The organism is Variimorphobacter sp. HTMS_6 (genome assembly GCF_059717775.1).
Window position 1 is genome coordinate 3,013,127 of record NZ_AP046094.1, and the last position, 13,327, is coordinate 3,026,453.

Consider the following 13,327-nt stretch of genomic DNA (forward strand, 5'->3'; position numbering starts at 1 on the left):
GCAGAATGCGCATTAACATTGAAAAAATTCTTTAATTTGTCCATCCATACATTCTCTGACATTATCATGATTCAGATAGCACTTTGTCCATTCCACCGTTTTTTCAATTGCAGTCCCAATATTCCAGTGAGGGCTCCATTGAAAGGTACCCTTCAGCTTTGAGCAGTCCAACTTCAGATAATTTGCTTCCTGTGGACCATCTACAGCTTGATATTCCCAAGTCTGACCTTCTCCCCATTCTTTACAAAACAGCTCAACTAAAGCACCTGTTTGAATACAGTCATTTTCATTCGGCCCTACATTATAATGCCCTTCGTATTGTTTATCTTCATACTGCTTCCTATTAATCATCAAATAAGCATATAAAGCTTCCAAAACATGTTGATAGGGTCTGATTGCCTGTGGATTCCGTACAATAATTTGTTTCTTTTCTACGGCTGCCCTGATACAATCCGGTATAATCCTATCCTTCGCGAAATCTCCTCCACCGATTACATTACCGGCTCTTGCCGTCGATACCTTTACCGGTTTATTAGCAAAAAATGAATCCTTATAGCAATGAGTTACCAGTTCTGAACATGATTTGCTATTAGAATATGGATCTTTTCCATCCAGTGGCTCATTTTCACGATAGCCCCATTCCCATTCATTATTCTTGTATACTTTATCAGTTGTAACATTTAATACTGCTTTTACACATTCATTCAATCTTACACACTCAAGCAAATGAACGGTTCCCATTACGTTCGTTTCATAAGTATATACCGGCATCCTATAGCTATCCCGAACGATAGGCTGTGCTGCAAGATGAAATATGATCTCCGGTTGTACCTTTATAAAAACTTTGGATAAGTCGTCATAACTTCTTATATCCCCAGTAAATGAGTTTATATCATTTCCAACATTAGCGATTTGATATAGACTAGGATTAGTTGGAGGATCTAATGAATACCCGGTTACCTCTGCCCCTGCAAAAGACAATATTCTGCACAACCATGCTCCCTTAAATCCGGTATGACCGGTTACCAGAACCCGTTTACCTTTATAAAAGTTTAGATCCATTACCATTTCCTCCATGGAGCCTTACCACTACTACAAAGTTCTTCTAACTGCTGTTTATCTCTTTGCGTATCCAGACATCTCCAGAAGCCGGAGTGTTTATAAGCCTTTAATTCTCCCAGCTCCGCTAAAGTCTCAAGCGGTTCCTTTTCCAGTACTGTATGATCCCCTTCGATAAAATCAAAAATATTTGGTTCCAATACCATAAATCCTGCATTAATCAAGTTTTCATCATTCACACTTTTTTCCCGAAAGGATATAACTGAATTATCTTCTTCAATATCTAGAACGCCAAATCTCTGCCCTGCATTGACCGCCGTTATGGTCGCAATCTTGCCATGTGCTTTGTGGAATTCCACAAGTTTCGATATATCAATATCACTTACCCCGTCTCCATAAGTAAGCATAAATGTTTCGTTCCCAATATATTTCTGGATCTGCTTTATACGTCCACCGGTCATTGTATTTAGTCCGGTGTCAACTAGTGTTACTCTCCACGGTTCTGCATAATTATCATGCTTTATCATGGTATTGTTATCACTAAAGTCAAAGGTAACATCACTTTGATGCAAATAATAATTCGCAAAATAATCTTTTATAACATACGCTTTATATCCACAGCAGATTACAAAATCATTGTAGCCATAGTATGAATAAATCTTCATAATGTGCCACAATATGGGCATGTCGCAAAGTTCAATCATAGGTTTTGGCTTAAGGTGTGATTCTTCACTTATTCTAGTTCCAAAACCACCTGCAAGTATTACGACTTTCATCATATCCAGACCCCTTTCAACTGTAAGTCGTCGCAAAATCAGTAATTACCGAAGTTACCTCGATGTATTAATCTGTTTCAAAAATCGAGTCGGAATTTGACCGTTCGGGTTTATCCTCTGAATTATGGTGTCAGTAATAGTTAATTTTAAATGTAAGAAAATGATACATATATTAAATATCATATGCCAATATGTAAATATTTGTTATTCTATGTAAGCGATGTAGTTTACCCTATAACGAATTGAAGTTCTTCTTAAATAACTTATCTACCATCATCCATCATCCTAAACATGCAATTTATTTTAATTAGTTTTAAAGCATTGAATAAACGATATTTTTGTGCACTTTTATTAAAATTTTATGTTTTATGTTATTCAACATTTTTCCACATTAAATACTAAACAAAAAACATATTATAAGCATAGAGAATTTTTACTATTTTACACAAATATATCTAGTATTTTCCACATAGTATATAGTATAATTAGCTTGTTCCATTTTCTGGTAATGCTGTAACAGCAACCAAATATAACGAGGAGGAATAATATGAGCAAAAGAAGTAAAAGAGTAGTAGCAATTTTAACAATCATGGTATTGCTATTTACCATGATCCCCACTGACGGACTAAAAGTCGTACAAGCAGCAACGGGGGACCAATCAGTAACACTTTATGACTTAAGTAAAGATTCCAGTCTGAAAGTCGGGGAATCAATGTCCAGCACTGCACTAGTAAAGGCAGGTGGACCAACAATCGATGTGGTGCAGGGAACCGATAGCCCATCCCTACATTTAACAAACGTAGTAAATAGTTGGGACGGTGTGGATCTAAAAACCTCATCACTAAAGCAGAATGACTCCTATCTACCAGGTACCTACACTTTTACAGTGAAAGGGCATGTTGATCCGGGCGTTGCCGCAGCTTATGTCGATAAAGATGATAAATCTGCTGCCCTTCAGATGGTTTTATGCATGTCAGAATCTCCAAATAGTTGGTTTAATAACCAAACCATAGCTACAGATGGTGATGGTGCCTTCACACTCACCTATACCGCCAATTATTCAAGTGCTTCAGATCTTGAAAATTTGGGATATAATTTCCGAATTCAAAAGAACGGGGAAGGACTTGCGGCCAAACCGACTTCCTTCTATATTGATGGAATTACCGTCAAGGTAGCACCTAAGGTTGCAGAACCGATTACACTTTATGACCTCAATGCAGATTCCGGCCTGGCTGGGGGAACCATGGCTAGTACTGCATTAGTGAAAGCAGGTGGACCAACAATCGATGTAGTACAGGGAATCGATGGTCCCTCCCTTCATTTAACAAATGTTGTCAATAGTTGGGATGGTGTTGATCTAAAAACCTCATCACTAAAGCAAAATGGCTCCTATCTACCGGGTGCTTACACATTTACTGTAAAAGGACATGTCGATCCAGGTGTTGCAGCAGCTTATGTCGATAAAGATGGTAACCCTGCTGCCCTTCAGATGGTTTTATGCATGTCAGAATCTCCAAATAGTTGGTTCAATAACCAAACCATAGCTACTGATGGTGATGGTACCTTTACACTCACTTATACCACCACTTATGCCACAGCTTCTGATCTTGAAAATTTGGGATATAATTTCCGAATTCAAAAGAACGGAGATGGACTTGCGGCCAAACCGACTTCCTTCTATATTGATGGAATTACGGTCAAGGTAGCACCTAGCACAAGCCAGGAGCCTGAGGTTCCTGATACCACATTACCTGTGGGAACTACCAAAGATCTCTATGAGCTTGATAAAGATACTAATCTGACTCCAGACGGCAACTTGACATCTAGTCCAGCTCTTTTGAAGTCAGGTGAACCAAATATCAGTATCAAGGATGCTGGAGAAGATGGCATATCCCTGTTTGTTGATAACCGTACAAGTAATTATTTTGGTGTAGATTTAGTACGCTCTACACTACAACAAAATGATGCTTATTATGCTGGTGATTATAAGTTCACCGTAAAAGGACATGTGGATCCGAAAGATATTACCGCCGGACTAAAATTTGTTTTAGGTATGTCAGAAAGTCCGTGGAGCGAATTAGCTAGTTCTGAAGTAGCCGTTGGAGGTAATGGCAGCTTTACCATTACATACACCAAGAACTATACATCAGCTGGTATCAAAGATCTTGGTTATAATTATCGTATTCAGTCAGGTTATAACGCACCATTAGTACCATTTTATATTGATAATATTACTGTTTCTGTAACAGGTTCTGCACCAAAGCTTTTTGGTATTTATTCCTTACCATTTAGCGACAAAACAGCACAGGGCTCTTACTTCTCCTCAACATCCAGCTCTGCGGGGCTCGAATGGGTTAATGGAAGCGGCATAGGTCATAGTGATGATGCAGCTTTAAAAGTTACTCATACTGGTGATGATTATAATGCATCAAATAATGCAGTTCGATTAACATTACCAAAGGCTCTACCTGTTGGCGCTACATATAATATATCTGCTTGGGTATATGTACCTACCGTAGGTAATGAAGGGAAAGGTGAATTAACCGGACCCGGTATAGTAATTAACGGAAATTATGATGGTGAAACAGGCGTAAGTAAATTCCCTTCCAGCCCTGGAACAATTACTGCCGGAGAATGGAAAGAGTTAAACGTTACTCTACCGAAAAGCACTTCACCTATCACTACAATTGACTTTAACTTTGTAACGAATGATGCAGCATCCCATCCTGATGTATGGATGTTTGATAATATTGTAATTTCACAAGTGGGTGATCGTACCCTTAACCCTAAATGGGACTTAAGCCTCCCTTCTTTGGCTGATGCTTATAAAGGAGCTTTCCTTATTGGTAATATTATGGAGCCAGGTCAGACTACGGATTCGGAACTTACCGCAATGTATAAAAGCCAGTACAATGTGGTTACAGCTGAAAATGCTATGAAGCCGGAAAAACTGTCTACTGTAAAAGACCAGTATAATTACACAGATGCCGATAAGCTCGTAAAATGGGCACAGGATAATAATATTAAAGTGCATGCGCACACACTTGTATGGCATTCTCAGTCAGCAGACTGGTTGAATAAAAACACTGATGGTACACCACTAACTCGTGGCGAAGCCCAGGCTAATATGAAGAAATATATCGATAATGTAGTAAAGCACTTTGCAAAGTCAGGTCAGATTATCTCTTGGGACGTAGTCAATGAAGCATTTTCGAATGACGTATATGATGCTCCTGCCAACTGGAAAGATGCATTGCGTGGAGCTCCTGGTATTCCGGATACCAACCCATGGTATGCAGCCTACGCGAAGGGTGCAGATGTTAGTAAGGGTGAAAGCGGAGCTGATTTTATTTACGATGGCTTTGTGTTTACTCGTCTTGCTGATTCAAAAGCAAAATTATTTTACAATGACTACAATGAAACTGAGCTTGGGAAATATGAAGCAATTGGTATGATGATTGAAGATCTCAATGCTAAATGGAAAACCGATCCTCGAAACACTGATCCTAAACGTCCTCTCATTGAAGGTGTTGGCATGCAGGCACATTACTGGACACTTGATGCAGATTTAGCAAAGAATGCTGAAGCAGCCATCAAACGTTTTATCAAAGCGGGAGCCGACATAAGTGTTTCTGAATTGGATATTCCTGTTGGCAGCTATCTAACTTATAAGCAAAATACAATATTAACATACGAGAATGAAAAGCTACAGGCAGATTTATACAACCAGTTATTTAAGGTTTATGATAGATATACAAGCCATATCGATCGTGTCACCTTCTGGGGAAAGGCTGATTCACAAAGCTGGAGATCCGAAGGATATCCTAATCTCTTTGATGGATCCTTTGCTCCAAAGTTATCATATTATTCGGTAATGAGTGCTGCTGCAGACATTACACCGGAATATGCTGTAACATTTAACAGCCAGAGTGGAAGTACCGTTGATCCTAAGTTAGCAAACGACGGTAATACAATCACAGCACCTGAAGATCCTATCAAGACCGGTTATACTTTCGGAGGCTGGTATAAAGATGCAGCGTGTACTGATATCAATAAATGGGATTTTGCAAAGAATACGGTTACGGCTAAAGTAACTCTGTATGCTAAGTGGACGATTAACAAATATACCGTAACATTTAAAAATCAGGATGGAAGTACGCTTTTCACCAAGGATTATAATTATAATGATACAATCCCAGTATCAACGTCTCCAACCAAGACCGGTTATACGTTCGGAGGCTGGTATAAAGATGCAGCATGTACTGATATCAATAAATGGGATTTTACAAAGAATACGGTTACAGCTAAAGTAACTCTGTATGCTAAGTGGACGATTAACAAATATACCGTAACATTTAAAAATCAAGATGGAAGCACACTTTTCACCAAGGATTATAATTATAATGATACAATCCCAGTATCAACATCTCCAATCAAGACCGGTTATACGTTCGGAGGCTGGTATAAAGATGCAGCATGTACTGATATTAATAAATGGGATTTTGCAAAGAATACGGTTACGGCTAAAGTAACACTGTATGCTAAGTGGACGATTAATACATATAAAGTAACATTTAAAAATCAGTATAGTAGTTCAGATTCTATTCAATATGTAAGTTACAATGGTAAAATCAAAAAGCTTACAGATCCTACCAAAACCGGTTATACTTTTGGAGGCTGGTATAAAGATTCAGCATATAAGACTCCATGGGATTTTGCAAAGAATACGGTTACAGCTAATGTAACTTTGTATGCTAAGTGGACGATAAATAATTATGCTGTAGCATTTAAAAATCAGGACGGAAGCACACTTTTCACTAAGAATATTAATTATAATAATACAATCCCAGAACCAAAAGATCCTACCAAGACCGGCTATACATTTGGTGGCTGGTACAAAGATACATCGTATAAGAGTGCATGGGACTTTACATCAGATAAAGTTACAAAAACTACAAATTTATACGCTAAGTGGACGATAAATAAATATACGGTATCTTATAATAGTGTTGGTGGAAGTAAAGTAACTAGCAAAACTACGAACTACAATACATCAATAGCAGCTCCTACCGCACCAACAAAACCAGGATATACGTTCCTTGGTTGGTACAAAGATACTGCATATAAAGCAATCTGGACCTTTGGTAAGGATAAAGTAACAAAGAACACTACTTTATATGCTAAGTGGGCAAAAAATCCTTCCGCACCAGGAAAAATATCTGTATCTAAGGTAAAATCAACGAGTGCAAAGATTAGTTGGAGTAAAGTAAGTGGTGCAAAAGGTTATGAATTATACCGCGCTACTTCGAAATCCGGTAAATATACCTTATCAACTTCAACTACTGGAAGTAGTTATACGAATAAATCACTTTCAAAAGGAAAGACCTACTATTACAAAGTAAGATCTTATAAGATAGTCGATAATCGTAAAGTGTATAGTGGATATACCAAAGTAGTATCCATTAAGTTTTAGGTTATTCTAAAACACGATCAATATTTATGGGGCGGGATTCATAGAATCCTGCCCCATTATTTTATAAAGCTATTCGTTAACAATTTCCATTTTAATGTAATATCATTTACCAAACAACTATTTGGTAAATTATTTGAGTATGATGGAGAGACAATGGGACAGGGATCAATAACGAAAGAACAAATCTTTCAAACAGCCTTAAAAATCTTTGCTCAGCAAGGTTATGAAGGTGCTCGTATTGATAAGATTGCATCTAAGGTCGGTATTAATAAAGTTTCTTTATATTTTCATTTTAAAAGTAAGTAAGAAATTTTCGGGAGTTGTTTCAGTATATAATCAAGAAATACCGAGCAAAGATGAAAGAGATTGTATCAAATTAATATTAATCCTTAATCGAATTATTATTTTGTAACATCCTCTTTTGGCTATTTTTAAGGAATGTATTTATAAAATATTCGTTCCACATAAACATAAACCTGCATTTCATCAATATACATATGATGAAATGCTTTTTTACAAAACGCAGGAAAGGTTTCAAAGCATGAATGAAATTAAAATAATGATGCTTAGCAAAAGAAAAATCAAGCAAGGATTTATTATTACAGTTGCTTCTATCATATCAATATATATCCTAATTTCTTTCTATTTTATAAATCATTTTTATTATGCGACAGAGATTAACGGCGTAAATGTATCTCTAAAATCCCATGATAAAGGAAGTGACCTGTTCCAAACTTTCGTGCAGGATTATAAGCTTCAACTTCAAGAGCGAAACGGTGAGACCGAGTTTATTACAGGTCAAGATGTTAGCATGTACTATAATCAGCGTTTTGATCTATCTCAGTTGCACTCTCTGCAAAATCCGTTTTTATGGATTAGTGCACTATTTAAAAAACACTCCTATTATTTTGACCATATGTATGGTTTTGATCAAGGTTTACTTATGGATAAGATCAATAATCTACATTGTTTGAACAAAGAAATTACTGAGCCTCATAATCCAACCTTTCTCTATTCTGAAGGCTCTTACACGGTCGCAAAAGAAATATATGGAGATCGAATCAATATTGTTCAGCTAGGGAATGCTGTTGTGCAATCCATTCTACACGGCAAAGCAAAGCTAAATTTAAATAAGAAGGATTGTTATGTAAATCCTCTTTATACGATACATTCCCCAAAAACCTCCTTGACCAGGAATCTACTAAATAGCTATGTATCGGCAAGAATCACCTATCACTTCGGTAATACTTCGGAGAAAGTGGACAGTACCTTAATTCATCAGTGGTTAAGTATTGATAGCAACCTAGATGTTATAATACATAAAGATCAGATTGCGAACTACGTCCGTGTATTAAGTAAGAAATATGATACGGTCGGTATACCAAGAGAATTCCGAACCTCCACCGGTAAAAAAATTGTGGTAAACGGCGGGCTCTATGGTTGGAAAATCAATCGTGAACTAGAGGCGGATGCCTTATATCAACATATTATGCGTGGAGATGTGATTGATAAAGAACCGGAATATATTCAGAAGGCCTTATCTAGAGAAGGCAATGAGATTGGGGATACCTATATTGAAATCAATATCACTAGACAGCATGTGTGGTTTTATAAAAATGGCACATTATTGGTACAGGGGGCTGTGGTAACCGGTAACCCGAGTAGAGGAAATGCCACTGTCCTGGGCGTTTACATGATTAATTATAAGCAACGAAATGCTACCTTGGTGGGTGAAAATTATGCATCTAAGGTCACCTATTGGATGCCCTTCTTCGGTAATATGGGACTTCATGACGCTCCCTGGCGATCCAGCTTCGGAGGGAACATCTATTTATCCAGAGGTTCCCATGGATGTGTGAATGCACCATTATACTTAGCAAAGACGGTATTTGAAAACTCTGCTCCGGGGACACCGATTATTGTATATGAAGAGGAATAAAAGCGTTTGGTGGTATAGTTATCAACATATTTTAAATATATCTTACTTCAAATGGATTTAAGGTAATTTTCACATAGCTCAACTTTTTAACTTCGTTTTATTTTGTTATGATATGTTTAAAAGGTGTAGTAATAATATTAAATAATACTAATTTCCTATATCAATCATTAGGATACCCTAATATTGACATTGAATTAATTTCAAAGAAAGTGTTATAATGCAGAATACTTAAAATAGATAAAATCGATCAGGAGGAATACACGTTGAAGAAATTAAAACTAAAGATGCTTGTTGTTTTGATTCCAATTATTCTATTAGCTTTATGTGCAATATCCGGAATCAGTTATTATTTTGCTATGCAAGTAATACAAAACAATACAAATGAAATATTATCTGAGAATGCAACATCCAGTGCAAATAAAATTGAAGGTTGGGTCAATACACAATCTCAATCCATAATTGGTAGTAAAGCCACTCTGGAAAATCTGAATTTATCATCCAAAGATGAATTATCCTATTTATCTACAACTTTAAAAAGTAATTCAAACTTTTTTGATCTATATATCGGTACAAAGGAAGGGCTTATGATTGACGGATCCGGTTGGGAACCCCCAACTGATTATGACCCGAGAACAAGGGAATGGTATACATTAGGTAATAATTCGGAAAAAGTTGTAATAACAGAACCCTATCTTGATATGAATACTAAGAAAATGGTTTTATCAGCCAGCGTAAAGCTAAATGATGCCGAAGGAAAACAACGTGGTGTTCTCGCCGGTGATATTAGTCTAGAGAAAATTACAGAGTTTATTAAAGAATTCAAATACGGAAAGACCGGATATGCGTTCCTTGTAGACAAAACAAAAGGAACAATTCTGGCTCATAATAATGAAAAAATTATCACTAAAAAGCTAGCGGAAGTGAATAGTAAGGATCTAAAGGAATTACAGAACCAAATATCAACCAAGCAGTCTGATAGTGCGACTTTTAACATGGATGGTAAGAAAATGCTGGCACATTTCGTTACTATTCCGGGCACAAACTGGACTGTGGTGATAGCTGTTACTCGGGCAGAAGTTGTGAAGGATCTCAATGAATTATTCAAGAATATCCTAATAACTTTAATTGTATCTTTGCTTCTGATTGGCCTTGCGATTGAACGTGCCAGCCATCAGATCATCAAGCCGATTCGTTCTCTTGACTCATCCATTCGTAATATCACACAGGGTGATTTTACTCAAGAAATCTCTCAGAAGAATCTGAGCAGAAGGGATGAAATCGGTGTTATTTCACAAGGAATACAACATATGCAGGATTCCCTTCGCAGTCTAATTCATCAGGTTAAAGAGGAGTCTGAATATATTAAAGCGGATGTAAACCAAGTCATAAATAATGTAGAAGATCTTTATGACAACATCGGAGATGTATCCGCAACTACGGAAGAATTATCTGCAAGCATGGAAGAAACAGCAGCTTCTTCGGAAGAAATGTCCGCAACCTCTCAAGAGATTGAATATACCGTACAACAGATTGAAAAGCGTACACTGGAAGGTGCAATTGAGGCAGAAGCTATCACTCAAAGAGCAGATCAAACCAAGGCAAATGTTACTGCATCCGACCAAAAAGCGAAGGAAGCATTATCCCTTACTCAGCAAAATTTAAAGGATGCTCTTGAAGCTGCTAAGGTTATCGAGGAGATTGAAATTCTTTCTTCCTCTATTATGCAGATTACCGCACAAACAAATCTTCTTGCTTTAAATGCTTCTATTGAGGCGGCAAGAGCAGGAGAAGCCGGCAAAGGTTTCTCCGTAGTGGCAGAAGAAATTCGTAATCTTGCGGATCAATCGAAACATGCCGTTCTTAAAATTCAGGAAACTACCTCAAAGGTAACGAACTCTGTGGAACGCCTGTCAGACTGTGCTCAAGACGTGCTATCCTTTATCTCAACCGATGTTGTGAATGACTATGCTACATTATTAGGGGTTGCTGATCAGTATAGTAAGGATGCGAAATTTGTTGATGATTTACTGACAGAATTCCATGATAATTCCAAAAACCTTCTCTCCTCTATTCAAAATATCATCTCTGCGATTGATGGCGTTGCTATCGCGGCAAATGAAGGAGCTAAGGGTACCACAGATATCGCAAACCGAGTATCCGATACAATGCAAAAAGCCAGCTTTGTTCAGGATGTTGTCGCTAAGACTGAAAAGAGCACTCTTCGATTATTAGATGAAATCTCGAAATTCCGTGTATAGTTATAAACTACGTTAATTCTTTTTCTAATATATGCCAATAGGGTATCAAATGACCTGTTCGAAAGAACTTTATCATCAATATGCATTAAACATAATGCATTTATACATTGACGATAGAATCTTGAAATCGGTCATTTGATACCCTATTCATATTCTTATTATAAACCGAGCTAATCAAGCTTTAAATCACCCACTGTAATCATGCTTCTTATAGCCGAGTATAACTCTATACCCCATTATTCTTATGATTCAAATAAGGCTTGTGATGCTTTAATTGCTTCTGTTCGGGTCTTCTGTCCATTATATCTCATCCACAATATAATATTACCTTTTCTAACAACGAGGCCAAAATAATTCTTATCGTTCATCGAAGACGGAATATAGTAAACTTCATCCAATCCTGGGCAATTCACTTTTTTTACTTTCTCTTTACTGTTTTGAATATCAATAAAATAATCTTTTGCCTCTTGTAGCACATCCTTAAGCGCCGGTTTTACCATAAAGGGTAGATCTATTCTATAGTATTTTGTTCTTAAGGACGGAGAATAATCCTTCCCTTGCCATGTCATGTCTTTTTGTAAAAACTCTTCGTTTATTTCTTTTTCTTTTATAAATATATTATTGGTAACCTCTACATTACTTCTGTAATGTTTACTATATTTCAAAATATCATTTCGCATAACGGGGTTATTAAGCTTCTCTATATCATTTAACCGTACGGCCTGAAGTTTTGTGTTAAACGTTAGTTCCGTGGTTGACTTTCCTGTAAGTTCCCCTGTTATGTTGATTATATTACTGATGATGGACGCAAACATTAATATCACCAGCCCAGCTGATATCCCATATATAACAAAATGGCTAATTGAACGCTTTCTCCATACTTCATGATGATTAATCGAGTAGCCCTTACGGAGCCTATGCCTCGTTCGGATGAGCATTATTGATTGTATACCAATTTGATAAACAACCAGCATCATTGCAAATAGGTTTACAAGTAAGTTAAAGTTGTCTTCTAATAGGTTTAATACCGGCGTGTCTCTTATCCTAGTTATATAATATGTCACCCCTGCCATCATTAATAAAAAGAACACCTCAACACATATCAGAGCTATAAGCTTCCGGCATGTTTTCTTTAATGTAAAGCTCTGTTCCTGTGGATCGGTATGAATCTCCACCAGGTTGTCTGAAGCCTGTGCTTGAAAAATATGAACTCCCCGATAGGAACAGGTATAACTCCATCCTGACAATTTATATAATTCAAGCATCTCTTCCTTCAGTGTCGTGCCATCTAGTTCAATGCGATATTCCATATCAGCCGGCTGTTTTTTCACAAAGATATTATGGCTTAGGCTCATACCCTTTAAGAATAGCCCTTCGCTCGCCATGTCCGACAAATAGCTCTCCATCTTACCAATCTCATATAAATTAATCGTACGATACTTCTTTACTCTCATGATAAATCCCCCTCTAAAAATCCACCGTCAATAACCATTAATTTAAGGCGGAGGTATTCCGCATTCAGAGCATTTTTCCCCTGTATCGTTAACTCATATGTTTTACGTCTACCATCATCTTCCTTTAACTTCACCATGTTTTCTTTCAACAATCTGGTAAGCACACCATATAAGGTACCCGGCCCCATATGAATACGTCCTCCGGACAATTCCTTAATATCCAACATCAGCTGGTAACCATGTGCCGGCTTACTAAGTGCTAAAAGAACATAATACATCGCTTCCGTCATCGGTCCCTCTTGATGCGGCATATCAAATCCTCCTATCGGTATAACATATATTACGCGTTACGATATATCGTTACACAT

At 37.2% G+C, this 13,327-nt stretch carries 8 protein-coding genes; 4 read left to right on the forward strand and 4 right to left on the reverse strand.

Features of this window, described 5'->3' with window-relative positions; translation table 11 throughout:
* Nucleotides 1–12: 12 nt before the first annotated feature.
* Nucleotides 13–1,068, reverse strand: a complete 1,056-nt coding sequence (gene rfbG / locus AC6IWN_RS13590; RefSeq protein ID WP_497992211.1) for a CDP-glucose 4,6-dehydratase — start codon at nucleotides 1,066–1,068, stop codon at nucleotides 13–15.
* Complete coding sequence (gene rfbF / locus AC6IWN_RS13595; RefSeq protein ID WP_497992212.1) at nucleotides 1,062–1,835, reverse strand: glucose-1-phosphate cytidylyltransferase; 774 nt, start codon at nucleotides 1,833–1,835, stop codon at nucleotides 1,062–1,064. The genes rfbG and rfbF overlap by 7 nt, the downstream gene beginning before the upstream one ends.
* Nucleotides 1,836–2,382: 547 nt before the next feature.
* On the opposite strand from rfbF, the gene AC6IWN_RS13600 reads away from it, so the two are divergent.
* From AC6IWN_RS13600 to AC6IWN_RS13615, 4 genes are all read left to right on the forward strand, one after another.
* Nucleotides 2,383–7,308, forward strand: a complete 4,926-nt coding sequence (locus AC6IWN_RS13600) for an InlB B-repeat-containing protein (protein WP_497987949.1) — start codon at nucleotides 2,383–2,385, stop codon at nucleotides 7,306–7,308.
* A 153-nt stretch (nucleotides 7,309–7,461) separates the two neighbouring features.
* A complete protein-coding gene (locus tag AC6IWN_RS13605; protein WP_497987950.1) occupies nucleotides 7,462–7,614 on the forward strand; it encodes a TetR/AcrR family transcriptional regulator in 153 nt (50 codons plus the stop codon).
* A 235-nt stretch (nucleotides 7,615–7,849) separates the two neighbouring features.
* A complete protein-coding gene (locus tag AC6IWN_RS13610; protein ID WP_497987951.1) occupies nucleotides 7,850–9,247 on the forward strand; it encodes a L,D-transpeptidase family protein in 1,398 nt (465 codons plus the stop codon).
* Between the two features lie 263 nt (nucleotides 9,248–9,510).
* Entirely contained in the window at nucleotides 9,511–11,505 is a 1,995-nt protein-coding gene (locus tag AC6IWN_RS13615; RefSeq protein ID WP_497987952.1) for a methyl-accepting chemotaxis protein, read from the forward strand.
* 242 nt (nucleotides 11,506–11,747) lie between these two features.
* Here the strand turns inward: AC6IWN_RS13615 and AC6IWN_RS13620 are convergent, their stop codons facing one another.
* Both AC6IWN_RS13620 and AC6IWN_RS13625 read right to left on the reverse strand, forming a co-directional pair.
* Nucleotides 11,748–12,959, reverse strand: coding sequence for a DUF2812 domain-containing protein (locus AC6IWN_RS13620; RefSeq protein WP_497987953.1), 1,212 nt, complete (start codon nucleotides 12,957–12,959; stop codon nucleotides 11,748–11,750).
* Nucleotides 12,956–13,270, reverse strand: coding sequence for a PadR family transcriptional regulator (locus AC6IWN_RS13625; protein WP_497987954.1), 315 nt, complete (start codon nucleotides 13,268–13,270; stop codon nucleotides 12,956–12,958). Before AC6IWN_RS13625 ends, AC6IWN_RS13620 begins: the two co-directional genes overlap by 4 nt.
* Nucleotides 13,271–13,327: the final 57 nt, after the last annotated feature.

Excerpts from the sequence above, each read along its gene's own strand:
- rfbG (WP_497992211.1), bottom strand. The coding sequence starts at position 1,068 with ATGGTAATGGATCTAAACTTTTATAAAGGTAAACGGGTTCTGGTAACC.
- rfbF (WP_497992212.1), bottom strand. The coding sequence starts at position 1,835 with ATGAAAGTCGTAATACTTGCAGGTGGTTTTGGAACTAGAATAAGTGAA.
- AC6IWN_RS13600 (WP_497987949.1), top strand. The coding sequence starts at position 2,383 with ATGAGCAAAAGAAGTAAAAGAGTAGTAGCAATTTTAACAATCATGGTA.
- AC6IWN_RS13605 (WP_497987950.1), top strand. The coding sequence starts at position 7,462 with ATGGGACAGGGATCAATAACGAAAGAACAAATCTTTCAAACAGCCTTA.
- AC6IWN_RS13620 (WP_497987953.1), bottom strand. The coding sequence starts at position 12,959 with ATGAGAGTAAAGAAGTATCGTACGATTAATTTATATGAGATTGGTAAG.
- AC6IWN_RS13625 (WP_497987954.1), bottom strand. The coding sequence starts at position 13,270 with ATGCCGCATCAAGAGGGACCGATGACGGAAGCGATGTATTATGTTCTT.
- AC6IWN_RS13610 (WP_497987951.1), top strand. The coding sequence starts at position 7,850 with ATGAATGAAATTAAAATAATGATGCTTAGCAAAAGAAAAATCAAGCAA.